Source organism: Raoultella sp. T31, assembly GCF_002806725.1.
GTDB classification, from domain to species: domain Bacteria; phylum Pseudomonadota; class Gammaproteobacteria; order Enterobacterales; family Enterobacteriaceae; genus Klebsiella; species Klebsiella electrica.
The window spans coordinates 1-22,859 of record NZ_PIBO01000049.1 but is presented as its reverse complement, the minus strand read 5'-3'; the positions used below and the strand labels follow the sequence as shown (position 1 = coordinate 22,859).

Annotated in this window: 20 protein-coding genes and 1 riboswitch; of the genes, 8 read left to right on the top strand and 12 right to left on the bottom strand. The window is 55.9% G+C overall.

Going from position 1 to position 22,859, the window contains the following annotated elements; genetic code table 11:
* The first annotated feature begins 35 nt into the window (after nucleotides 1-35).
* Together rpoC and CWM52_RS23185 are read left to right on the top strand one after the other, a co-directional pair.
* Complete coding sequence (gene rpoC, locus CWM52_RS23190; RefSeq protein ID WP_100686241.1) at nucleotides 36-4,259, top strand: DNA-directed RNA polymerase subunit beta'; 4,224 nt, start codon at nucleotides 36-38, stop codon at nucleotides 4,257-4,259.
* A gap of 413 nt (nucleotides 4,260-4,672) precedes the next feature.
* Nucleotides 4,673-6,013 carry an anaerobic C4-dicarboxylate transporter gene (locus CWM52_RS23185; protein ID WP_100686240.1) on the top strand — a complete coding sequence of 447 codons (1,341 nt, stop codon included), beginning with the start codon at nucleotides 4,673-4,675 and terminating at the stop codon, nucleotides 6,011-6,013.
* A gap of 49 nt (nucleotides 6,014-6,062) precedes the next feature.
* Here the strand turns inward: CWM52_RS23185 and CWM52_RS23180 are convergent, their stop codons facing one another.
* The 10 genes from CWM52_RS23180 to rsd form a co-directional block, all read right to left on the bottom strand.
* Complete coding sequence (locus tag CWM52_RS23180; RefSeq protein WP_100686239.1) at nucleotides 6,063-6,371, bottom strand: PTS lactose/cellobiose transporter subunit IIA; 309 nt, start codon at nucleotides 6,369-6,371, stop codon at nucleotides 6,063-6,065.
* Between the two features lie 3 nt (nucleotides 6,372-6,374).
* The gene (locus CWM52_RS23175; protein ID WP_041143545.1) at nucleotides 6,375-6,680 is read right to left on the bottom strand and encodes a PTS sugar transporter subunit IIB; all 306 of its coding nucleotides are present in this window, start codon (nucleotides 6,678-6,680) and stop codon (nucleotides 6,375-6,377) included.
* Between the two features lie 172 nt (nucleotides 6,681-6,852).
* Nucleotides 6,853-8,385, bottom strand: coding sequence for a sensor domain-containing diguanylate cyclase (locus CWM52_RS23170; protein ID WP_100686238.1), 1,533 nt, complete (start codon nucleotides 8,383-8,385; stop codon nucleotides 6,853-6,855).
* Nucleotides 8,386-8,708: 323 nt separating this feature from the next.
* Complete coding sequence (thiH, locus tag CWM52_RS23165) at nucleotides 8,709-9,839, bottom strand: 2-iminoacetate synthase ThiH (RefSeq protein ID WP_100686237.1); 1,131 nt, start codon at nucleotides 9,837-9,839, stop codon at nucleotides 8,709-8,711.
* A complete protein-coding gene (thiG, locus tag CWM52_RS23160) occupies nucleotides 9,836-10,606 on the bottom strand; it encodes a thiazole synthase (protein ID WP_100686236.1) in 771 nt (256 codons plus the stop codon). Before thiG ends, thiH begins: the two co-directional genes overlap by 4 nt.
* Before the next feature lies 1 nt (nucleotide 10,607).
* Nucleotides 10,608-10,808 carry a sulfur carrier protein ThiS gene (gene thiS, locus CWM52_RS23155; RefSeq protein ID WP_100686235.1) on the bottom strand — a complete coding sequence of 67 codons (201 nt, stop codon included), beginning with the start codon at nucleotides 10,806-10,808 and terminating at the stop codon, nucleotides 10,608-10,610.
* Nucleotides 10,792-11,547: a HesA/MoeB/ThiF family protein gene (locus CWM52_RS23150; RefSeq protein WP_100686234.1), complete on the bottom strand. Its 756-nt coding sequence runs from the start codon at nucleotides 11,545-11,547 to the stop codon at nucleotides 10,792-10,794. The genes thiS and CWM52_RS23150 overlap by 17 nt, the downstream gene beginning before the upstream one ends.
* Nucleotides 11,540-12,175 carry a thiamine phosphate synthase gene (gene thiE, locus CWM52_RS23145; protein ID WP_100686233.1) on the bottom strand — a complete coding sequence of 212 codons (636 nt, stop codon included), beginning with the start codon at nucleotides 12,173-12,175 and terminating at the stop codon, nucleotides 11,540-11,542. Before thiE ends, CWM52_RS23150 begins: the two co-directional genes overlap by 8 nt.
* A complete protein-coding gene (thiC, locus tag CWM52_RS23140) occupies nucleotides 12,175-14,070 on the bottom strand; it encodes a phosphomethylpyrimidine synthase ThiC (RefSeq protein ID WP_100686232.1) in 1,896 nt (631 codons plus the stop codon). The genes thiE and thiC overlap by 1 nt, the downstream gene beginning before the upstream one ends.
* Before the next feature lie 85 nt (nucleotides 14,071-14,155).
* Nucleotides 14,156-14,269: riboswitch (TPP riboswitch) on the bottom strand.
* A gap of 53 nt (nucleotides 14,270-14,322) precedes the next feature.
* Nucleotides 14,323-14,820, bottom strand: a complete 498-nt coding sequence (gene rsd / locus CWM52_RS23135; protein ID WP_100686231.1) for a sigma D regulator — start codon at nucleotides 14,818-14,820, stop codon at nucleotides 14,323-14,325.
* A 93-nt stretch (nucleotides 14,821-14,913) separates the two neighbouring features.
* Here rsd and nudC point away from each other — a divergent pair, with 93 nt between their 5' ends.
* From nudC to CWM52_RS23105, 6 genes are all read left to right on the top strand, one after another.
* Nucleotides 14,914-15,687: an NAD(+) diphosphatase gene (gene nudC / locus CWM52_RS23130; protein ID WP_100686230.1), complete on the top strand. Its 774-nt coding sequence runs from the start codon at nucleotides 14,914-14,916 to the stop codon at nucleotides 15,685-15,687.
* A gap of 39 nt (nucleotides 15,688-15,726) precedes the next feature.
* Complete coding sequence (gene hemE, locus CWM52_RS23125) at nucleotides 15,727-16,791, top strand: uroporphyrinogen decarboxylase (RefSeq protein WP_100686229.1); 1,065 nt, start codon at nucleotides 15,727-15,729, stop codon at nucleotides 16,789-16,791.
* Nucleotides 16,792-16,800: 9 nt separating this feature from the next.
* Entirely contained in the window at nucleotides 16,801-17,472 is a 672-nt protein-coding gene (nfi, locus tag CWM52_RS23120; RefSeq protein ID WP_100686228.1) for a deoxyribonuclease V, read from the top strand.
* Nucleotides 17,473-17,514: 42 nt separating this feature from the next.
* A complete protein-coding gene (locus CWM52_RS23115; RefSeq protein ID WP_004097673.1) occupies nucleotides 17,515-18,105 on the top strand; it encodes a YjaG family protein in 591 nt (196 codons plus the stop codon).
* Nucleotides 18,106-18,291: 186 nt separating this feature from the next.
* Nucleotides 18,292-18,564, top strand: a complete 273-nt coding sequence (gene hupA / locus CWM52_RS23110; protein WP_004097675.1) for a nucleoid-associated protein HU-alpha — start codon at nucleotides 18,292-18,294, stop codon at nucleotides 18,562-18,564.
* Nucleotides 18,565-18,576: 12 nt separating this feature from the next.
* On the top strand, nucleotides 18,577-19,269 hold the full coding sequence (locus tag CWM52_RS23105) for a DUF1481 domain-containing protein (RefSeq protein ID WP_100686227.1): 693 nt from the start codon (nucleotides 18,577-18,579) through the stop codon (nucleotides 19,267-19,269).
* A 170-nt stretch (nucleotides 19,270-19,439) separates the two neighbouring features.
* Here CWM52_RS23105 and purD read toward each other — a convergent pair whose 3' ends face one another.
* Both purD and purH read right to left on the bottom strand, forming a co-directional pair.
* Nucleotides 19,440-20,729 carry a phosphoribosylamine--glycine ligase gene (gene purD, locus CWM52_RS23100; RefSeq protein ID WP_100686226.1) on the bottom strand — a complete coding sequence of 430 codons (1,290 nt, stop codon included), beginning with the start codon at nucleotides 20,727-20,729 and terminating at the stop codon, nucleotides 19,440-19,442.
* 15 nt (nucleotides 20,730-20,744) lie between these two features.
* Nucleotides 20,745-22,334 carry a bifunctional phosphoribosylaminoimidazolecarboxamide formyltransferase/IMP cyclohydrolase gene (gene purH / locus CWM52_RS23095; RefSeq protein ID WP_100686225.1) on the bottom strand — a complete coding sequence of 530 codons (1,590 nt, stop codon included), beginning with the start codon at nucleotides 22,332-22,334 and terminating at the stop codon, nucleotides 20,745-20,747.
* Nucleotides 22,335-22,859: the final 525 nt, after the last annotated feature.

Here is a 22,859-nt window from a genome sequence, read left to right as displayed (position 1 = left end):
CGCCAGATTGTGCTAACTCCGACGGGAGCAAATCCGTGAAAGACTTATTAAAGTTTCTGAAAGCGCAAACTAAAACCGAAGAGTTTGATGCGATCAAAATTGCTCTGGCCTCGCCAGACATGATCCGTTCATGGTCTTTTGGTGAAGTTAAAAAGCCGGAAACCATCAACTACCGTACGTTCAAGCCTGAGCGTGACGGCCTTTTCTGCGCCCGTATCTTTGGGCCGGTAAAAGATTACGAGTGCCTGTGCGGTAAGTACAAGCGCCTGAAACACCGTGGTGTTATCTGTGAGAAGTGCGGCGTTGAAGTGACCCAGACCAAAGTGCGTCGTGAGCGCATGGGCCACATCGAACTGGCCTCTCCGACCGCCCACATCTGGTTCCTGAAATCGCTGCCGTCCCGTATCGGCCTGCTGCTGGATATGCCGCTGCGTGATATCGAACGCGTTCTGTACTTCGAATCCTATGTGGTTATCGAAGGCGGGATGACCAACCTGGAACGTAACCAGATCCTGACTGAAGAGCAGTATCTGGATGCGCTGGAAGAGTTTGGTGACGAATTCGATGCGAAGATGGGTGCGGAAGCTATTCAGGCCCTGCTGAAAAGCATGGATCTGGAGCAAGAGTGCGAGCAGCTGCGAGAAGAGCTGAACGAAACTAACTCCGAAACCAAACGTAAAAAGCTGACCAAGCGTATCAAGCTGCTGGAAGCGTTCGTTCAGTCTGGCAACAAGCCGGAGTGGATGATCCTGACCGTTCTGCCGGTTCTGCCGCCAGATCTGCGCCCGCTGGTACCGCTGGATGGTGGTCGTTTCGCGACTTCTGACCTGAACGATCTGTATCGTCGCGTCATTAACCGTAACAACCGTCTGAAACGTCTGCTGGATCTGGCTGCGCCGGATATCATCGTACGCAACGAAAAACGTATGCTGCAGGAAGCGGTCGACGCCCTGCTGGATAACGGTCGTCGCGGTCGTGCGATCACCGGTTCTAACAAGCGTCCTCTGAAATCTTTGGCCGACATGATCAAAGGTAAGCAGGGTCGTTTCCGTCAGAACCTGCTCGGTAAGCGTGTTGACTACTCCGGTCGTTCTGTTATCACCGTAGGTCCATACCTGCGTCTGCATCAGTGCGGTCTGCCGAAGAAAATGGCGCTGGAGCTGTTCAAACCGTTCATTTACGGCAAGCTGGAACTGCGTGGCCTCGCCACCACCATCAAAGCCGCGAAGAAAATGGTTGAGCGCGAAGAAGCTGTCGTTTGGGATATCCTGGACGAAGTTATCCGCGAACACCCGGTACTGCTGAACCGTGCACCAACCCTGCACCGTCTGGGTATCCAGGCATTTGAGCCGGTACTGATCGAAGGTAAAGCTATCCAGCTGCACCCGCTGGTTTGTGCGGCCTATAACGCCGACTTCGATGGTGACCAGATGGCTGTTCACGTACCGCTGACGCTGGAAGCCCAGCTCGAAGCGCGTGCGCTGATGATGTCTACCAACAACATCCTGTCCCCGGCGAACGGCGAACCAATCATCGTTCCGTCTCAGGACGTTGTACTGGGTCTGTACTACATGACCCGTGACTGTGTTAACGCCAAAGGCGAAGGCATGGTGCTGACTGGCCCGAAAGAAGCGGAGCGTATTTATCGCGCCGGTCTGGCCTCTCTGCATGCGCGCGTTAAAGTGCGTATCACCGAATACGAAAAAGATGAAAACGGCCAGTTCGTTGCGAAAACCAGCCTGAAAGACACGACCGTTGGCCGTGCGATTCTGTGGATGATCGTGCCGAAAGGTCTGCCGTTCTCTATCGTCAACCAGGCGCTGGGTAAGAAAGCCATCTCTAAGATGCTGAATACCTGCTACCGTATTCTGGGCCTGAAACCGACCGTTATTTTTGCGGACCAGACGATGTACACCGGCTTTGCTTATGCAGCGCGTTCAGGTGCATCCGTTGGTATCGATGACATGGTCATCCCGGAGAAAAAACACGAGATCATCTCTGAGGCGGAAGCCGAAGTTGCTGAGATCCAGGAACAGTTCCAGTCTGGTCTGGTTACCGCGGGCGAACGCTATAACAAAGTTATCGATATCTGGGCTGCGGCGAACGATCGTGTATCCAAAGCGATGATGGATAACCTGCAAACCGAAACCGTGATTAACCGTGACGGCGTCGAAGAGCAGCAGGTTTCCTTCAACAGCATCTACATGATGGCCGACTCCGGTGCGCGTGGTTCTGCAGCACAGATTCGTCAGCTGGCAGGTATGCGTGGTCTGATGGCGAAGCCGGATGGCTCCATCATCGAAACGCCGATCACCGCGAACTTCCGTGAAGGTCTGAACGTACTCCAGTACTTCATCTCCACGCACGGTGCGCGTAAAGGTCTGGCGGATACCGCACTGAAAACAGCGAACTCCGGTTACCTGACCCGTCGTCTGGTTGACGTTGCCCAGGATCTGGTTGTCACTGAAGATGACTGCGGCACCCTGGAAGGCATCACCATGACCCCGGTTATCGAGGGTGGCGATGTTAAAGAGCCGCTGCGCGATCGCGTACTGGGTCGTGTGACCGCTGAAGACGTTCTGAAGCCGGGTACCGCGGACATTCTGGTTCCACGCAACACGCTGCTGCACGAGCACTGGTGTGATCTGCTGGAAGAGAACTCCGTTGACTCCGTCAAAGTGCGTTCCGTTGTATCCTGTGACACCGACTTTGGTGTATGTGCGCACTGCTACGGTCGTGACCTGGCGCGTGGCCACATCATCAACAAAGGTGAAGCCATCGGCGTTATCGCGGCACAGTCCATCGGTGAGCCGGGTACACAGCTGACGATGCGTACGTTCCACATCGGTGGTGCGGCGTCTCGTGCGGCTGCTGAATCCAGCATTCAGGTGAAAAACAAGGGTAGCATCAAGCTGTCTAACGCCAAGTCGGTTGTAAACTCCGCTGGCAAGCTGGTTGTGACCTCGCGTAACACCGAGCTGAAACTGATCGACGAATTCGGTCGTACCAAAGAAAGCTATAAAGTGCCTTACGGTGCGGTTATGGCGAAAGGCGATGGCGAGCAGGTTGCCGGCGGTGAAACCGTGGCAAACTGGGATCCGCACACCATGCCGGTTATCTCTGAAGTCAGTGGTTTCATCCGCTTTACTGACATGATTGACGGCCAGACCATTACTCGTCAGACCGACGAGCTGACCGGTCTGTCTTCGCTGGTGGTTCTGGATTCTGCAGAACGTACCGCGGGTGGTAAAGATCTGCGTCCGGCGCTGAAAATTGTTGATGCACAGGGCAACGACGTTCTGATCCCAGGTACCGATATGCCTGCTCAGTACTTCCTGCCGGGCAAAGCGATTGTCCAGCTGGAAGATGGCGTACAGATCAGTGCGGGTGACGCTCTGGCGCGTATTCCGCAGGAATCCAGCGGTACCAAGGACATCACCGGTGGTCTGCCGCGCGTTGCGGATCTGTTCGAAGCACGTCGTCCGAAAGAGCCGGCTATCCTGGCGGAAATCAGCGGTATCATTTCCTTCGGTAAAGAAACCAAAGGCAAACGTCGTCTGGTTATCACTCCGTTAGACGGCAGCGATCCGTACGAAGAGATGATTCCGAAATGGCGTCAGCTGAACGTGTTCGAAGGTGAACGTGTAGAGCGTGGTGATGTGGTTTCCGACGGTCCGGAAGCTCCGCACGACATTCTGCGTCTTCGTGGCGTACACGCGGTAACGCGTTATATCACCAACGAAGTGCAGGACGTTTACCGTCTGCAAGGCGTTAAGATCAACGATAAGCACATCGAAGTTATCGTTCGTCAGATGCTGCGTAAAGCGACCATCGAAAGCGCAGGTAGCTCCGACTTCCTGGAAGGCGAACAGGTTGAATACTCCCGCGTCAAGATTGCTAACCGCGATCTGGAAGCGAATGGCAAAGTGGCGGCGACTTACTCCCGCGACCTGCTGGGTATCACTAAAGCGTCTCTGGCAACCGAGTCGTTCATCTCTGCCGCATCGTTCCAGGAGACCACACGTGTCCTGACCGAAGCAGCCGTTGCGGGCAAACGCGACGAACTGCGCGGCCTGAAAGAGAACGTTATCGTCGGTCGTCTGATCCCGGCGGGTACCGGCTATGCGTACCACCAGGATCGTATGCGCCGCCGCGCCGCGGGCGAACAGCCTGTAGCACCTCAGGTGAGCGTGGAAGAAGCTTCTGCTAACCTGGCAGAACTGCTGAACGCAGGTCTGGGCGGTTCCGACAACGATTAATCGTTGACGCTACGCTTAAAAAGCCAGTCAGGTTTCCTGACTGGCTTTTTTATTATCCCGGCGCCGCGCCACGATAATATCCACCTCTGTCTCCTCATAATGAATTACATTCCATTAATATTTCCCCCTCAATTAAGCAGCAAATAATTCATATAAAAACCGGCCAGCTGTTTTTTCTTAATACCCACACTTATTGATGGGTAAAAATTCTACACGTATCAAAAAATCAGCAAATCAAAGGCGATATAGTCAAAAAGTCCAATTAATCATGTGATTACTTTTGCTTTTATCTTCGGTTTCATGAAGCCGGGGAGGGCGGGTTATATCCGAAAAATACGCTGGGGGAGATGGCTAAATAATACGGCAGCGGAAGAGAAGTCTTTTGATTTTCATAGCCAGGGGCTGGGGGAAGCATGGAATTCGCAATACAACTCGTCATTATCTTAATTTGTCTCTTTTATGGTGCCAGAAAAGGCGGTATCGCACTGGGTCTTTTAGGCGGTATCGGGCTGGTTATTTTGGTCTTTGTCTTTCATCTTCAGCCGGGTAAACCGCCGGTTGATGTGATGCTGGTGATCATTGCGGTGGTCGCCGCCTCGGCGACGCTTCAGGCTTCCGGCGGCTTAGATGTGATGCTGCAGATAGCGGAGAAACTTCTGCGGCGCAATCCAAAATATGTCTCCATTGTCGCTCCCTTCGTCACCTGTACGCTGACCATTCTTTGCGGCACTGGCCACGTGGTTTATACGATTCTGCCGATTATTTATGACGTCGCTATCAAGAACAATATTCGCCCCGAGCGCCCGATGGCGGCAAGCTCCATTGGCGCACAGATGGGGATTATCGCCAGCCCGGTGTCCGTGGCGGTGGTGTCATTGGTGGCGATGCTGGGGAATTTTACCTTCAACGGCAAGCACCTCGAATTCCTCGACCTGCTGGCTATTACCATTCCCTCTACGCTGCTGGGGATTCTGGCCATCGGTATTTTTAGCTGGTTCCGCGGTAAAGACTTAGATAAAGACGAAGAGTTTCAGGCTTTCATCTCAACGCCGGAAAACCGTCATTATGTTTATGGCGATACGGCAACGCTGCTGGACCGAAAACTGCCGACCAGTAACTGGGTCGCTATGTGGATCTTCCTCGCCTCGATTGCCGTAGTGGCCGTTCTGGGGGCGTTTTCGGCGCTGCGTCCTGCTTTCGACGGTAAGCCGCTGTCAATGGTGCTGGTGATTCAGATGTTTATGCTGTTCTCCGGCGCGCTCATTATCATCATTACCAAAACAAACCCGGCGTCGATTTCGAAGAATGAGGTTTTCCGCTCGGGGATGATCGCCATTGTGGCGGTGTACGGTATCGCGTGGATGGCGGAAACGATGTTCGGCGCGCATATGTCGGAGATTAAAGGCGTGCTTGGCGAAATGGTGAAGGAGTACCCGTGGGCCTATGCCATCGTCCTGCTGATTGTGTCCAAATTCGTTAATTCCCAGGCGGCGGCGCTGGCGGCGATTGTCCCGGTGGCGCTGGCGATTGGCGTCGATCCAGCCTACATTGTTGCCTCCGCGCCAGCCTGCTACGGCTATTATATTCTGCCAACCTACCCAAGCGACCTGGCGGCGATTCAGTTCGATCGCTCAGGAACGACGCATATCGGCCGCTTTGTGATTAACCATAGCTTTATTCTGCCGGGGCTCATTGGCGTCAGCGTTTCGTGCGTGTTTGGCTGGGTCTTTGCCGCGCTTTACGGTTTCTTGTAATAAAAAAGCAGGTGCCTGAGGGGCACCTGCTATTCACCGCGTTTATTAACTATGCGGTGCGACGATACAGTTCAATCATATCGGTTGCCAGATCCTGTATCACCATGGCATTCATCAGGTGATCCTGGGAGTGAACGGTAATCAGGTTCACCGGCAGCTTGCCTGAGCCTTCATCGAGGCCGATGAGCTGGGTCTGAATTTTATGCGCGTGCTTCACAAACTCATGTGATTCTGCCATTGCCTGCTCGGAAGCCGCAAAATCACCTTTGCGGGCCAGCTGCAGAGCCGTTAATGCTGAACTGCGGGCTGAACCCGCATTCACCAACAGCTCCATGATGATCGTTTCTAAATCTTCCATGACTTACTCCATCAACTTCAGGGCTTTATCGAGAACAGCATCGCCTTTCATCATGCCGTAATCCATCATATCGATAACGGCGACTTTTTTACCAAACGGGTCGGCCAGTGCCTGTAGCTTAGCTTGCTCGTACTTCACCTGAGGACCGAGCAGGATAATATCGGCAGCCGCAAGATTATCTTTAAACTCGGCAACCGGTACGGCTTTGATGGAGACTTCCACCCCCTTTTGTTGCGCAGCAGCCTGCATACGTTGAACCAGCATGCTGGTGGACATTCCAGCGGCGCAGCATAAAACGATATTCTTCATAGTTGATGGCCCTTATGTTCCCTTGATGCATCATCTTTATCGCGGGCCGACAGACACGACAACCGCTTTGCCGTGATTGTGTGTAAGGCATCACAAAATAATGAAACCGGTTTCGGTTTTAGGGCGAAAAACAGTAACAGCCGGGCTGACGGGCCTGTGCAGCCCGGCGAATTTATGCGCGGGCGATACGGTTTTTGCCCTGCAGCTTGGCTTTATAAAGGGCTTCATCAACGCTCACCACCAGTTGCTCCAGGGGCTCCATATTCCATTCGCCCAGGCCCGCGCTGAAGGTTACCGCCAGTCCCTCTTCGCGCCAGGAACGCTGCGCGACGCGTGCCCGCCAGCTCTCCAGCAGCATCAGAGCGTTATCGCTATGCCCGGCGGCGAATAACACCGCAAATTCTTCGCCGCCGTAGCGGTAAAGTGAAATTTGCAGGGGCTGGAGGATCTGCAGCCCTTCGCGGGCGACATTGCGCAGAACGATATCGCCATTGAGGTGGCCCCAGGTGTCATTTATCGTTTTGAAGTTATCAATATCAACCAGCGCGAGAGAGAAGGGCTGATGATCGTTCATCAGCGCGGCAATATCGCTATCGAAGGCGCGCCGGTTCTTGCAGCCGGTTAGCGCGTCGATGGTCGCCTGGCGAACGTAGGTTAACTCGCGCTGCTTATTGCTCTCAATCGCTTTGCTGAGCATCGCTTCCAGGCGTGGGGCGCGCTGTACATCCCCGGTTTTAATGGCATTAATAATGTTCATCAGCACGGTACGTGACGCATGACGCAGATAGAGTCCGAACAGCACGATGACGATAGCGGCCAGGGCAAAACTCCATGAGACGATATCCGTTTCATGGCGCGTTAAGTTGATGAGCGCCGAGTTATCGACACGATAAATGACAAACCAGTCGGGGTTGGTAAATGAATAGTAATAGTACCAGGCGTCGGTATTGGTATCGTAAAGCTGGCCTTCGCCGCTGGTCATTCTGTCCATCAATGCTTCACTGACGTAGGGTTTAAACAATGCGCCAGGGTCGGGATGCAGAACGACTTTACCATCACGTTGCACAACAAAAAATTCCCCCTGTACCGGGGCGACCATCTGCCGTAACGCGTAGCCCATTGAGATCAGATCGAGATGAAAAGCGAGGCTGCCTTTCAGCCGTCCTTCCGCAGAGATGACGGGTTTGTAGAGGGAAATCGTCGGATGATGCGTGAAGTAGTCGATGTACGGGCTGGTATACCGGCTGAAGGTACTGGCTTCCGCTTGCTTAATAAACCACGGTCTTGATTTGGCGTTGAAGGCCTGGCTGTCTTCGGTCTTAAGGACTTCGGGCGCACGCATATAGTGCCCATCGGTATCCGCCAGCGAAATTGACGAAACGGTCTGCATCATATTTTGCAACTGCATTAACACCATCAAACCTTTTTCCGGATTGACGTTGACCGCATTGTTCAGCTCATCATTACGTGCGAAGAAAGTCGCGGCGCGACTGAGGATGAAGTCATTGCCACGCAGCAGCGTCTCCGTGTAGTTCGTCGCCATGTTATGGGTGAAGTTGCGGTTAATGTGGTGATAATCTTCAAGAAGATCTTTTCTTTGCGCCATCGTGGCAAACACCGCGATGAGCAAGAAGCTGAATAAAATACCCGCAAACCCGATCACAATCGGCGCGGTGAAAGAGAGCTTTCTGTTATGACGAGCCATGAATCGTAAATCGTTCCAGAAGAGTCAAACCGTGGGTGAAGACGCAGGTTTAGCCAGCATGCCTGCTGAGCGAATCAGTAAAAACTCCGGTAATTATAACGCTGACGTTGTGATATGGGCTGATTTATATTCGATATGAATAAAACGCCCTGCGTAACGAAGAGGATGGAGCAGGGCGAAAGTGAGGAAGAGAGATCATTCGCCCTGGACAGCATCCGCTGCTGACAAGGGCAGAATAGAGAAACGGCGATATGACCACCATCTTCCGTTTCTCTTATTACGAGCGTCCACGAAGAACATTTAAGGAACGACATTCCTCATCATCAAGACTGGGAAGCGCGTCCCAGCCAGCTATCCCAGTCTTTCCATACCGGCTGTAGTCCGCTGGCCACCAGCGCGCTGGCGACCTCTTCCGGGCGACGATCATCGTGAGGCGCGAACTGCTCCAGCTCCGGATGATTATCGGCATACCCGCCGGGCTGGGTTTTCGAAAAGGCGCTGACGTTGTTGATGGCCAGCGGGATAACCCGATCGCGGAACCAGGGGGATTCGCGGGTGGAGAGCGAGAGTTCAACTTCCGGGGCCAGCAGGCGGAAGGCGCAAATGGTCTGCACCAGCTGCCGCTCATCCATTAATGAGGCGGGTTCGATCCCCCCGGCGCAAGGACGTAGTCGTGGAAAGGAGATGGAGTAGCGGCTGCGCCAGTAGCGTTGCTGGAGCCACAGCAGATGTTCCGCCACCATAAAGCAATCCACGCGCCAGCTGTCGGAGAGGCCAATTAATGCGCCAAGGCCAATCTTATCAATCCCCGCCTGTCCAAGCCTGTCCGGCGTATCCAGCCGCCAGAAGAAGTCCTGCTTTTTCCCTTTCAGATGATGTTTCGCATACATGCTTTCATGATAGGTCTCCTGATAGACCATCACGCCGTCCAGTCCGAGCGTTTTCAGCTCGGCATACTCCTCCATCGCCAGCGGCTGGACCTCCATATGCAGCGAGGCGAACTGGCGACGAATGGCGGGCAGATGCTGGCGAAAATAGTCCATGCCAACTTTGCCCTGATGCTCGCCGGTCACCAGCAGCAGATGCTCAAAGCCCATTTCGCGGATCGCCGCGCATTCACGGGCAATTTCCGCCTCATCCAGGGTCTTGCGCTTAATGCGGTTACTCATTGAGAAACCGCAGTAGGTACAATCGTTGGCGCACAGATTAGAGAGATACAGCGGGACATAAAAGCTGACGGTATTACCAAAACGCTGGCGGGTCAGACGCTGGGCACGCTGCGCCAGAGGCTCCAGATAACCTGCGGCGGCAGGAGAGAGCAGGGCCATCATATCGTCACGGCTGAGCTGTTTTGCCGCCAGGGCGCGTTCAACGTCGGCGGGGGTTTTACTGTTGATACGCAGGCGAATGTCGTCCCAGTCCAGCTGCCGCCAGCGGTCAGTGAAGGTATTCATACCAGCGCCTCCAGAAAGCCGGTCAGCGGGCTGGTGGCCTGCGCCTGCGCGCTGCGCGCGCCCGGGCCGGCCTGTCGCGCCAGCAATCCGGCATCAATCGCCAGGCGGAAAGCCCGGGCCATGGTGACCGGGTCGTCGGCAACGGCGATGGCGGTATTCACCAGTACCGCGTCAGCGCCCATTTCCAGCGCCTGCGCCGCGTGGCTCGGCACGCCAATACCCGCATCAACCACCACAGGCACCGTGGCCTGCTCGATAATAATCTCCAGCATCGCTTTGGTTTCCAGCCCCTGATTGGAACCTATCGGCGCGCCGAGCGGCATCACCGCCGCGCAGCCCGCCTCTTCCAGACGCTTGCACAGCACCGGATCGGCGCCGCAGTAGGGCAACACCACGAAGCCTTCCCGTACCAGAATTTCTGCCGCTTTCAGCGTTTCAATCGGGTCGGGGAGCAGCCAGCGCGCATCCGGGTGGATTTCCAGTTTCAGCCAGTGGGTGCCCAGCGCTTCCCGCGCCAGACGGGCGGCAAATATGGCTTCTTCTGCCGTTTTGGCCCCGGAGGTATTGGGCAGCAGGCTCACGCCAGCCGCCAGCAGCGGCGCGAGGATCGCGTCATTATGCTGACGGAGATCGACGCGCTTCATCGCCAGCGTCACCAGTTGACTGCCGGAGGCGCGAATTGCCTCCACCATGACGTCAGGGGCGGCGAATTTACCGGTACCGGTGAAAAGATGTGATTCAAACGTTTTATCCGCAATACGTAACATGTCAGCCTCCGGCGATAACCTGAAAAAGCAGGATTTGGTCGCCTTCCTGCAGAAGATGGTGTTCCCAGCGCTCACGCGGCAGGATATGTTGATTGAGCGCCAGTGCGACGCCCGGTTGATGCTGTTCCAGTTGAGTGAGCAGGGTGGCGACGGATGTCGCGTCTGCGCACTGCAACGGTTCATCGTTAAACCATACCTGCATGCTGCCCTCCACATACCGGACAGTCCTGAGCCCGCTGTAATGCGAGCGCGCGCCAGCTGCTGGTGCGGGCATCGAACAGGCGCAGAGTATTACGCGGCGTCGCCATGCCGCTGAGCAGTTTGATCGCCTCCAGCGCCTGCAGGGTACCCATCATGCCTACCACCGGGCCGATAATGCCCGCCGTACGGCAGTTGCGTTCGGGCTCGTTAGCATCCGGCCACAGGCAGCGGTAGCAGCCCTGTTCCCACGGCGGCGTCAGTACCATCAGCTGGCCTCCCAGCCCGACGGCGCTGGCGGTGATCAGCGGTGTCTTAAGCGCGACGCAGGCGGTATTGATAGCCTGGCGGGTCACCATGTTATCGGTGCAATCCAGTACCACATCGGCCTGCGTCACTTCATCCAGCAGGGCCTTTCCGCCTAACCGCTGCTTCAGGGCAATCAGTTCAATCTGCGGGTTGAGACGAGCCAGCCTTGCTCTGGCGGCCGTGGTTTTGGGCTGAGCGATATCATCGCTGGTGAACAGAATTTGCCGCTGGAGGTTGCTGACGTGCACGTCGTCGTCATCGGCCAGCACCAGCGTGCCGACACCGGCACCGGCCAGATAAAGCGCGGCAGGCGAGCCCAGCCCGCCAAGACCCACGATCAGTACCCGGCTGGCCAGCAGCTTTTGCTGGCCTTCGATAGCGATATCCTCCAGCAGCAGCTGGCGGCTATAGCGCATAAAATCGCTGTCATTCATCGCCGGCTCCCGCGAGAGTCAGCAGCTGCGCGGTGGCCTGCCGCCAGTCAGCCGCCTGAGTAATCGCGCTGACGACCGCAATACTGCCGACGCCGGTTTCCAGTACCGCCGGCGCCCGTGCCAGACTGATGCCGCCGATCGCTACCGTCGGGTAATCCTGCAAACGCTGGATATGGCGGGCAAGCTGCTCCAGTCCCTGAGGGGCGGAAGGCATCTGTTTGGTTTGCGTGGGAAAAACGTGGCCCAGGGCGATGTAGGAGGGGCGTGCGGCCAGCGCGACGTCGATCTCCATATCGTCATGAGTCGAGACCCCAAGACGCAGCCCGGCGTTGCGGATTGCGCTGAGGTCTGTGGTTTCCAGATCCTCCTGGCCTAAATGCACGCCGTAAGCCTGATGTTTTATGGCCAACTGCCAGTAATCATTAATAAACAGTCGGGCGTCGTGTTGGCGTCCCAGGGCAATAGCGGCGATCACATCGTCTTCAACTTCGCTGTCGCGTTTATCCTTGATGCGCAGCTGGAGAGTGCGAACGCCCGCATCCAGCAAGCGTTCGATCCACGCAACGCTATCAACGACCGGATAAAGCCCCAGGCGGAAAGGGACGGATGGAAAATCGGGTTGATACATCAGGCTTCCTCCTTACGTAGATAGATTTCACCGCCGCGGGCGCGAAAGTTATCCGACATATCGGCCATCCCCACTTCGATGGTTTGCGCGGCGGCATAGTCGCGAACTTCCTGGCTTATCTTCATTGAACAGAATTTAGGGCCGCACATGGAGCAGAAGTGGGCCACTTTGCCTGACTCCTGCGGCAGGGTTTCGTCGTGGTAAGCGCGCGCGGTGAACGGGTCGAGCGCCAGATTAAACTGGTCTTCCCAGCGGAACTCGAAGCGCGCTTTCGACATGGCGTTATCGCGGATCTGCGCGCCAGGATGGCCTTTGGCGAGGTCGGCGGCGTGGGCGGCAATTTTGTAGGTAATCAGGCCCTGCTTAACGTCCTCTTTATTGGGCAGGCCGAGATGCTCTTTTGGCGTGACATAGCAGAGCATGGCGCAGCCGAACCAGCCGATCATCGCCGCACCGATACCGGAGGTGAAGTGGTCATAGCCGGGAGCGATATCGGTGGTTAACGGCCCGAGGGTATAGAACGGCGCTTCGTGACAGTGCTCCAGCTCTTCGGTCATGTTGCGGCGGATCATCTGCATCGGCACGTGACCCGGTCCTTCAATCATCACCTGCACATCATATTCCCAGGCGATTTTGGTGAGTTCGCCCAGGGTATGCAGTTCGGCAAACTGCGCTTCGTCGTTGGCATCCTGAATGGAACCCGGGCGCAGGCCATCGCCTAAGGAGAGCGAGACATCATAGGCGGCGCAGATTTCGCAGATTTCGCGGAAATGCTGGTACAGGAAGTTCTCCTGATGATGGGAAAGGCACCATTTCGCCATGATCGAACCGCCGCGGGAGACAATGCCGGTCAGCCGTCCGGCGGTCATCGGCACATAGCGCAGCAGGACGCCGGCATGGATGGTGAAGTAGTCAACGCCTTGTTCTGCCTGCTCCAGCAGAGTATCGCGGAAGGCTTCCCAGGTGAGGTTTTCGGCGATACCGTTCACCTTCTCCAGCGCCTGGTAAATGGGGACGGTACCGATAGGGACCGGGCTGTTGCGCAGGATCCACTCGCGGGTTTCGTGAATATAGCGCCCGGTGGACAAATCCATCACCGTGTCAGCGCCCCAGCGCGTTGACCACACCAGTTTTTCCACCTCCTCTTCGATGGAGGAGGTCACCGCCGAGTTACCGATGTTGGCGTTGACCTTCACCAGAAAATTACGGCCGATAATCATCGGTTCCGACTCAGGATGGTTGATATTGGCGGGAATAATGGCGCGCCCGGCAGCCACTTCATCTCGGACGAACTCGGCGGAGATATTCTCCGGCAGGCGGGCGCCAAACCCAACGCCCGGATGCTGGTGGCGCAACACTTTGCTGCGAATGCGCTCGCGGCCCATATTTTCGCGGATGGCGATGAACGCCATCTCCGGCGTGACGATGCCCTGGCGTGCGTAGTGGAGCTGCGTGACGCATTTACCTGATTTTGCGCGTTTTGGCGTCAGCGAGCCGCTAAAGCGCAGCGCATCGAGCTCCTCATCGGCCAGGCGCGCTTGGGTGTAGAGGGAGCTGCGTTCGTGTAACGGCTCGCAATCGTTACGGGCATCAATCCACGGCTGGCGCAGCTTCGCCAGTCCCTGTCGGACGTCGATGGCTATATCAGGATCGCCGTAGGGGCCGGAGGTGTCATACACCGGTATGGCTTCGTTCTCTTCATACTGTGGGTTGCTTTTGTCGCCGCCGGTAAGCGTGGGGCTGAGCTGGATTTCGCGCATCGGCACGCGAATACTATCCTGTTCGCCCTGAACATAGATGCGTCGTGAGCGGGGAAAGGCGGTGCCTTCCAGAGTATCAATAAAGTGTTGTGCGCGTTCGCGCTGCTGTCGGCGGGTCAGTTTTTCTGTAGACATAGCTCATTCCAGATGAAAAGGAGATGGCTTGTCAGACGACGGATGGAGTAACAGATGCGTTTGGTCCCTGAGGGACGGCCGCTCTTTGCAGTTTACTCTTGTTCCCTTCGCAGGTATTAGCCTGATCAGGTTCCGCGGATCCCGAATTAACGGTCTCAGCCTTTTCCAGTGTGGAAAATAGGCACTCCGACAAGATAACACTCCCTCCGTAGAGGGAGAATGTCTGTAAATTACTCGTTAACGGTTCACAACTCAAGCCGTCGGCGCGATATTGTCGCTGACGTTATCTTTCAGGTTGTACGAAATGGCGAGGGCGATCAGCTTATCTTCCAGCGCAAAGCGGGCTTCCAGCGCTTCGCCGATGTCGGACAGCGCCTGCTGGAACTCAAGATAATTATCGTGATCGATGGCGTTTTCGAGGCAGGAGTCGTAGTCATCCATAATTTGCTGGGTATTGGCTTCCAGCTGCGGATAAAGCCTGGTGACCGCCAAAAGTGGCGTATCACCTTCCATTTCGCCAAGAATGCGTTCATAAATACTAAAATGGCCGGAGGAGAGATAATCCACCAGACTTTGGCAAAAGTTATCCAGCGCCTTTTCGTTAAGCCGCATAAAGGATTCTTTTACCGGTTTCAGGCCAACCAGCTTGTAGTAAGCGACGAGCAAATGCTTACGTACATGCAGCCAGCGATCGACCAGTTCATTACTGCCTCCAACACGTTCCGTCAGGTTTTCCAGCTGGTTTAACATGGTTGACTCCGCAAGATTAAGAAAATAACGTTGCTCACCAAAATGTAAATATAATGTTAAAAGTGCCAGTAAAACGAAGGTAGTGCAATAGATATGGATCGTATTATTGAAAAATTAGATAGCGGCTGGTGGATAGTCAGTCACGAACAGAAATTATGGTTACCCGACGGGGAATTACCACATGGCGAAGCGGTAAATTTCAATCTTGTCGGCCAGCACGCGCTGCATATTGGCGAATGGCAAGGCGACGCGGTGTGGATGGTGTGCCAGGATCGTCGGCATGATATGGGATCGTTGCGGCAGTTATTGGATCAGGAACCGGGGCTGTTTCAGCTGGCGGGGCGCGGGATTCAGCTCGCCGAATTTTACCGCTCGCATAAATTCTGCGGTTACTGCGGGCATCCAATGCATCCGAGCAAAACCGAATGGGCGATGCTCTGCAGCCACTGCCGCGAACGTTATTACCCGCAAATCGCGCCCTGCATGATCGTGGCGATTCGCCGGGACGATTCTATCTTGCTGGCGCAGCATACCCGCCATCGTAATGGCATACATACGGTGCTGGCCGGGTTTGTCGAAGTGGGAGAGACCCTTGAGGAGGCGGTTGCCCGCGAGGTCATGGAAGAGTGCGGTCTGAAGGTGAAAAATCTGCGCTATGTGACCTCCCAGCCGTGGCCGTTCCCGCAGTCGCTGATGACCGCATTTATGGCGGAATATGACAGCGGCGACATTGTTATCGACGAAAAAGAGCTGCTGCAGGCTGGCTGGTATCGCTATGACGATTTACCGCTGCTGCCGCCGCCGGGTACCGTAGCGCGCCGCCTGATAGAAGACACCGTGGCAATGTGTCGGGCTGACGAGGAATGACGTGATACAATAACGGCCTGACGCTTAAGGAACTGCAAAATGACCGAACTGAAGAACGATCGTTATCTGCGTGCGCTGCTGCGCCAACCCGTTGATGTGACCCCGGTGTGGATGATGCGCCAGGCGGGCCGCTATTTACCGGAGTACAAAGCCACTCGCGCCCAGGCTGGCGATTTTATGTCGCTGTGCAAAAACGCCGAGCTGGCCTGCGAAGTCACATTGCAGCCGCTGCGCCGCTATAAACTGGATGCAGCTATCCTCTTCTCGGACATTTTGACCATCCCGGACGCAATGGGGCTGGGGCTCTATTTCGAAACTGGCGAAGGCCCCCGTTTCACCTCGACGATTACCTGCAAAGCCGATGTCGACAAACTGCCGGTGCCCGATCCGGAAGATGAGCTCGGCTACGTGATGAATGCCGTGCGGACGATTCGCCGCGAACTAAAAGGCGAGGTTCCGCTAATTGGCTTCTCCGGCAGCCCGTGGACGCTGGCGACCTATATGGTTGAAGGCGGGAGCAGCAAGGCGTTTACCGTGATCAAGAAAATGATGTATGCCGACCCGCAGGCGCTGCATGCGCTGCTCGAAAAGCTGGCCAAAAGCGTCACCCTGTACCTGAACGCCCAAATCAAAGCGGGCGCCCAGTCGGTGATGATTTTCGATACCTGGGGTGGCGTGCTGACCGGCCGCGATTATCAGCAGTTCTCGCTGTACTACATGCACAAAATCGTTGATGGCCTGCTGCGCGAAAACGAAGGCCGCCGCGTCCCGGTGACGTTATTCACCAAAGGCGGCGGACAGTGGCTGGAAGCGATGGCCGAAACCGGCTGCGATGCGCTGGGTCTCGACTGGACCACCGATATCGCCGACGCGCGTCGTCGCGTCGGTCACAAAGTGGCGCTGCAGGGCAATATGGATCCTTCCATGCTGTATGCGCCTGCTGGCCGTATTGAAGAGGAAGTCGCGACCATACTGGCCGGTTTTGGTCAGGGAGAAGGCCATGTCTTCAACCTCGGTCATGGTATCCATCAGGATGTGAACCCTGAACACGCCGGCGTATTTGTGGAAGCGGTGCACCGGCTGTCGGCACAATACCATCGCTAAGGAGCGAGTATGGATCTGGCGTCGCTACGCCAACGGCAGCAGGAGCTGGCCGCATCGGTGATTCGTGAGGATCGGCTGGATCGCGATCCTCCCCGGCTGATCGGCGGTGCGGACGTTGGCTTCGAGCAAGAAGGAGAAGTGACGCGGGCGGCTATTGTGCTGCTCGCCTGGCCCTCTCTGGAACTGGTTGAGTATCAGGTGGCGCGAGTGGCCACCACCATGCCGTATATCCCCGGTTTTCTCTCCTTTCGTGAAACGCCCGCGCTGCTGGCGGCGTGGCAGCAGCTTGCACAAAAACCGGATCTGCTCTTTGTCGATGGCCACGGGATTTCCCATCCCCGGCGTCTGGGCGTTGCCAGCCATTTTGGCCTGCTGGTGGATGTCCCGACCATCGGGGTGGCCAAAAAACGCCTGTGCGGTCAGTTTACGCTGCCCGGCGATGAGCCGGGAGCGCTGGCGCCGCTGATAGATAAAAACGAGCAGCTGGCGTGGGTCTGGCGCAGCAAAGCGCGCTGCAATCCGCTGTTTGTCAGCACCGGCCATCGGGTGGCTCTCGATAGCACGCTGACATGGGTTCAGCGCTGCATCAAGGGCTACCGCTTACCGGAGCCTACGCGCTGGGCCGATGCGGTTGCCTCGCGGCGTCCGGCATTTGTGCGTTGGCAAGCAAATCACTGCTGATTCAGGTACACTGCGGCTAATTTCTGACTTCGAGAATTCATCATGTTACAAAACCCGATTCATCTGCGCCTGGAGAAGCTGGAAAGCTGGCAGCACGTCACCTTTATGGCCTGTTTGTGCGAGCGCATGTACCCCAATTACGCGATGTTCTGCCAGCAAACCGAATTTGCCGACGGCCAGCTGTATCGTCGTATCCTCGATCTGATTTGGGAAACCCTGACCGTCAAGGATGCGAAGGTGAATTTCGATAGCCAACTGGAAAAACTGGAAGAGGCAATTCCGGCTGCCGACGACTATGATTTGTACGGCGTGTATCCGGCTATCGACGCCTGCGTTGCTCTGAGTGAACTGATTCATTCGCGTCTGAGCGGAGAAACGCTTGAGCATGCCATTGAGGTGAGCAAGAGCTCGATCACCACCGTCGCGATGCTGGAAATGACCCAGGCGGGTCGCGAAATGACCGACGAAGAGCTCAAAGAGAACCCGGCGGTTGAGCAAGAATGGGATATTCAGTGGGAAATTTTCCGCCTGCTGGCCGACTGTGAAGAACGCGATATCGAACTGATCAAAGGGCTGCGCGCAGACCTTCGTGAAGCCGGCGAGAGCAATATTGGTATAAATTTTCAGCAGTGAGACCAGAAAACGTGATTTACCGCCTGAATTGTAGCGTCTGAAGGCTTCCATTCCGCCCCCCGTCTGGTCTACATTTGGAGGGCGAAAAAAAGTGGCTATCGGTGCGTGTATGCAGGAGAGTGCTTTTCAGGCATTTCCGTCGCACTCGGTGCTTAGCAAGCGATAAACACATTGTAAGGATAACTTATGAACAAGACTCAACTGATTGATGTAATTGCGGACAAAGCTGACCTGTCCAAAGCACAGGCAAAAGCTGCCCTGGAATCTACCCTGGCTGCAATTACTGAGTCTCTGAAAGAAGGTGATGCTGTTCAACTGGTTGGTTTCGGTACCTTCAAAGTGAACCACCGCGCTGAGCGTACTGGCCGCAACCCGCAGACCGGTAACGAAATCAAAATTGCCGCTGCTAACGTGCCGGCATTTGTTTCTGGTAAAGCGCTGAAAGACGCCGTTAAGTAAGACTGCGTGGCAGTGTACAGTTTTAACGAAGGGGCCTTAAAGCCCCTTTTGTCTATCTGGCGTCGCGTATTGATGCTGGCGGGCGTCGTGCTGATCTCTGCCTGTAGCCATGACTCTTCTGTCCCACCTTTTACCGCCAGCGGGTGTGCGGACAACCAGGGCGCGATGCGTATCTGGCGTCTGGATTCCAACGGCGAAGTGCATCTGCTTGCCGCCTTCAGCCCGTGGCGTCACGGCAATACTTCAACCAGCGAATACCGCTGGCAGGGTGACCGACTCACGCTTATCGAACTCAATGTCTACGGCAAACCGACGGAACACATTCGCGCCCGTTTTGATGACCAGGGCGAGCTGAGCTTTATGCAGCGCGAAGTGGACGGACAAAAACAACAGCTTTCCAGCGATCAGGTGGCGCTTTACCGCTACCGGGCAACGCAAATTCGCCAGACCAGCGACGCCTTGCGGCAAGGACGCGTTGTTCTGCGTCAGGGACGCTGGCATGCCAACCACACCGTGACGACCTGTGAAGGGCAAACCGTGAAGCCGGATCTGGATGCCCGGGCCTTAGCTCACATTGAACGCCGCCAGAATCACTCTTCCGTTGAGGTGAGCGTGGCGTGGCTGGAAGCCTCAGAGGGCGCTCAGCTTTTGCTGGTGGCCAACGAAGATTTCTGTACCTGGCAGCCGCAGGAAAAAACCTTCTGACGTTCTGTCAAAGAGGCTTTGCGCACCCGGCGCCTGTTCTTCTCCATACGTTAGCTCTGAGGCGCCTGACCGCATGCGCTCCGCAACATGATGGCGGACGATAAAAAAACGGGCGACTCCAGAATGAAGCCGCCCGTCAATAAGGCCTGTTATGAGGTCACGCTCAAGCGCTAGCGTTGCTCGCGGGCGATTGCGCGCCAGCCAATATCGCTACGGCTGAAGCTACCTTCCCAATGAATACCGGTCAGGAGTTCGTAGGCGCGCTGCTGCGCCTGGGCCACGGTGTCACCCAATGCCGTCACGCACAGTACGCGGCCGCCATTCGTCACCACGCGCTGGTCATCGGTAAGCTTCGTCCCGGCATGGAAGACCTTGCCATCCACCGCTTCTTGCTGCGGCAGGCCGAAGATTTCGTCGCCGGTGGCGTAGTTGCCCGGATAGCCGCCTGCGGCGACCACGATACCCAGCGAGGCGCGATCGTCCCACTCGGAGGTTTTCTCATCCAGTTTTCCGTCGCAGGCGGCGAGGCACAGCTCCACCATGTCGGATTTCATACGCAGCATAATGGGCTGCGTTTCCGGATCGCCGAAACGGCAGTTGAACTCGATAACTTTTGGATTGCCCTGTTTGTCGATCATCAGACCGGCGTACAGGAACCCGGTATAGGTATTGCCTTCCGCCGCCATACCTTTGACCGTTGGCCAAATGATGCGATCCATGGTGCGCTGATGAACCTCATCGGTGACCACCGGGGCAGGTGAATAGGCGCCCATACCACCGGTGTTCGGACCGGTATCGCCATTACCTACGCGTTTGTGGTCCTGGCTGGTGGCCATCGGCAGAACGTGCTCGCCGTCGACCATGACGATAAAGCTGGCTTCTTCGCCGTCGAGGAACTCTTCGATCACGATCCGATGGCCCGCGTCGCCAAAGGCGTTGCCGGCCAGCATATCCTGAACCGCCTCTTCCGCTTCTTGCAGCGTCATCGCGACAATCACGCCTTTACCGGCTGCCAGACCGTCCGCCTTGATAACAATCGGCGCACCTTTTTCGCGCAGATAGGCCAGCGCAGGTTCGACTTCGGTGAAGTTCTGATATTCCGCGGTCGGAATGTTATGCCGCGCGAGGAAATCTTTGGTAAAGGCTTTTGAACCTTCCAGCTGGGCGGCGCCTTCGGTCGGGCCGAAGATTTTCAGGCCCGCGGCGCGAAACGCATCGACAATGCCAATCACCAGCGGCGCTTCCGGGCCGACGATGGTCAGATCGATCTTTTCGCGCTGGGCAAAGTCCAGCAGCGCCGGAATATCGGTCACGCCGATATTGACGTTTTGCAGCGCGGGTTCCAGAGCGGTGCCGGCGTTACCCGGCGCCACGTAGACGGTGTCGACCAGCGGAGACTGTGCCGCTTTCCATCCCAGCGCGTGCTCGCGGCCGCCGTTGCCAATCACTAATACTTTCATGTTCTGCTCCGTGAATTAATGGCGGAAGTGGCGCATGTCGGTGAAGATCATCGCAATACCGTGTTCGTCGGCTGCGGCAATCACCTCATCGTCGCGGATAGAACCGCCAGGTTGGATCACGCAGGTTACGCCAACCGCCGCAGCCGCATCGATACCGTCACGGAACGGGAAGAAGGCATCGGAGGCCATTGCCGAACCTTTGACTTCCAGACCTTCGTCACCGGCTTTAATCCCGGCGATTTTGGCAGAGTAAACGCGGCTCATCTGGCCCGCGCCGATGCCGATAGTCATATTCTCTTTGGCGTAAACAATGGCGTTGGATTTCACGAACTTCGCCACTTTCCAGCAGAACAGCGCATCACGCAGTTCTTGTTCCGTCGGCTGGCGTTTGCTGACCACGCGCAGTTCACTGGCGCTGACCATGCCCAGATCGCGATCCTGAACCAGCAGGCCGCCGTTAACGCGTTTGAAATCGAGGCCTGGAACGCGTGCCGCCCACTCGCCGCAGGTCAGAACGCGGACGTTCTGTTTGGCCGCCGTTATCTTCAGGGCCTCTTCGCTGGCGGATGGCGCAATGATCACTTCAACAAACTGACGAGAAATGATGGCCTGCGCGGTTTCTGCATCCAGCTCGCGGTTGAAGGCGATAATGCCGCCGAATGCGGAGGTCGGGTCGGTTTTGTAGGCGCGATCGTAAGCATCCAGAATTGAGGTGCTGACCGCAACGCCGCATGGGTTGGCGTGTTTAACAATCACGCAGGCCGGTTCGCTGAACTCTTTCACACACTCCAGCGCCGCATCGGTATCGGCGATGTTGTTATAAGAAAGGGCTTTGCCCTGAACCTGAGTAGCGGTCGCAACCGACGCTTCTTTAATTTCTTCTTCTATATAGAAGGCAGCCTGCTGATGGCTGTTCTCGCCGTAGCGCATATCCTGCTTCTTAATAAAGTTCAGGTTCAGCGTACGCGGGAAGCGGCCGGAGGCTTCCTGAGTCTCACCGTGATAGGCCGGAACCATGCTGCCGAAGTAGTTGGCAATCATGCTGTCGTAGGCGGCGGTGTGCTCGAAAGCTTTAATGGCGAGATCGAAGCGGGTTTCCAGAGTCAGGGAACCGTCATTCGCATCCATCTCTTTAATAATGGCGTTGTAGTCATGGCTCTTCACGACGATAGCCACGTCTTTATGGTTCTTGGCCGCGGAGCGCACCATTGTCGGGCCGCCGATATCGATGTTTTCCACCGCATCTTCCAGCGAGCAACCTTCGCGGGCGACGGTCTGGGCGAACGGATAAAGGTTAACAACAACCATATCGATAGGAGAGATAGCGTGCTGGGCCATGATCTCGTCATCCTGGCCGCGACGGCCGAGAATGCCGCCGTGTACTTTTGGATGCAGGGTCTTAACGCGTCCATCCATCATTTCCGGGAAACCGGTGTAGTCAGAGACTTCGGTTACCGGCAGGCCTTTCTCAGCCAGCAGGCGTGCGGTACCACCCGTAGACAGTAGCTCAACACCACGAGCGGAAAGAGCCTGCGCGAATTCGACGATACCGGCCTTGTCAGAAACACTGAGCAGAGCGCGGCGGACTGGACGACGTTGTTGCATGGTATTAAATCCCCAGGATTTGAACATTACAGAGAGCGTTAGGTGAATTTTTGTCTAAAAACTCACCTGACGCACCCCACCGGGCATCCTTGTCATAGCGCGGCATTGTAACGAAAACGTTTGCGCAACGCTCGCGAATTTTTATCTTTCTCTTTTTTGCCGCTCTCTTCTTTATATAGAAGGGGCTTTTGCTGGGCTTTATGCGCTAACAAACGGTGCGGTCTGTGGATAATTCTGTGTGTAACAGGGTATAAAGCGGGGTTTTGCTGGGGAATGCAGCAGTCAGTCATTTTTCTGCAATTTTTCTATTGCGGGCGTTCGAGAACTCCCTATAATGCGCCTCCATCGACACGGAACAACGGCAAACAAGCCGCCGGGTTGAAAGAGAAAACTTCTGAAAAATGAGGTTGACTCTGAAAGAGGAAAGCGTAATATACGCCACCTCGCGACAGGGCGCTAAAGCGCGTCGCACTGCTCTTTAACAATTTATCAGACAATCTGTGTGGGCACTCAAAGTGACATGGA

What these genes read in the sequence shown, in the direction of transcription:
- CWM52_RS23185 (WP_100686240.1), top strand. Translation starts at nt 4,673, where the DNA reads ATGGAATTCGCAATACAACTCGTCATTATCTTAATTTGTCTCTTTTAT.
- CWM52_RS23180 (WP_100686239.1), bottom strand. Translation starts at nt 6,371, where the DNA reads ATGGAAGATTTAGAAACGATCATCATGGAGCTGTTGGTGAATGCGGGT.
- CWM52_RS23175 (WP_041143545.1), bottom strand. Translation starts at nt 6,680, where the DNA reads ATGAAGAATATCGTTTTATGCTGCGCCGCTGGAATGTCCACCAGCATG.
- CWM52_RS23170 (WP_100686238.1), bottom strand. Translation starts at nt 8,385, where the DNA reads ATGGCTCGTCATAACAGAAAGCTCTCTTTCACCGCGCCGATTGTGATC.
- thiH (WP_100686237.1), bottom strand. Translation starts at nt 9,839, where the DNA reads ATGAATACCTTCACTGACCGCTGGCGGCAGCTGGACTGGGACGACATT.
- thiG (WP_100686236.1), bottom strand. Translation starts at nt 10,606, where the DNA reads ATGTTACGTATTGCGGATAAAACGTTTGAATCACATCTTTTCACCGGT.
- thiS (WP_100686235.1), bottom strand. Translation starts at nt 10,808, where the DNA reads ATGCAGGTATGGTTTAACGATGAACCGTTGCAGTGCGCAGACGCGACA.
- CWM52_RS23150 (WP_100686234.1), bottom strand. Translation starts at nt 11,547, where the DNA reads ATGAATGACAGCGATTTTATGCGCTATAGCCGCCAGCTGCTGCTGGAG.
- thiE (WP_100686233.1), bottom strand. Translation starts at nt 12,175, where the DNA reads ATGTATCAACCCGATTTTCCATCCGTCCCTTTCCGCCTGGGGCTTTAT.
- thiC (WP_100686232.1), bottom strand. Translation starts at nt 14,070, where the DNA reads ATGTCTACAGAAAAACTGACCCGCCGACAGCAGCGCGAACGCGCACAA.
- rsd (WP_100686231.1), bottom strand. Translation starts at nt 14,820, where the DNA reads ATGTTAAACCAGCTGGAAAACCTGACGGAACGTGTTGGAGGCAGTAAT.
- nudC (WP_100686230.1), top strand. Translation starts at nt 14,914, where the DNA reads ATGGATCGTATTATTGAAAAATTAGATAGCGGCTGGTGGATAGTCAGT.
- hemE (WP_100686229.1), top strand. Translation starts at nt 15,727, where the DNA reads ATGACCGAACTGAAGAACGATCGTTATCTGCGTGCGCTGCTGCGCCAA.
- nfi (WP_100686228.1), top strand. Translation starts at nt 16,801, where the DNA reads ATGGATCTGGCGTCGCTACGCCAACGGCAGCAGGAGCTGGCCGCATCG.
- CWM52_RS23115 (WP_004097673.1), top strand. Translation starts at nt 17,515, where the DNA reads ATGTTACAAAACCCGATTCATCTGCGCCTGGAGAAGCTGGAAAGCTGG.
- hupA (WP_004097675.1), top strand. Translation starts at nt 18,292, where the DNA reads ATGAACAAGACTCAACTGATTGATGTAATTGCGGACAAAGCTGACCTG.
- purD (WP_100686226.1), bottom strand. Translation starts at nt 20,729, where the DNA reads ATGAAAGTATTAGTGATTGGCAACGGCGGCCGCGAGCACGCGCTGGGA.
- purH (WP_100686225.1), bottom strand. Translation starts at nt 22,334, where the DNA reads ATGCAACAACGTCGTCCAGTCCGCCGCGCTCTGCTCAGTGTTTCTGAC.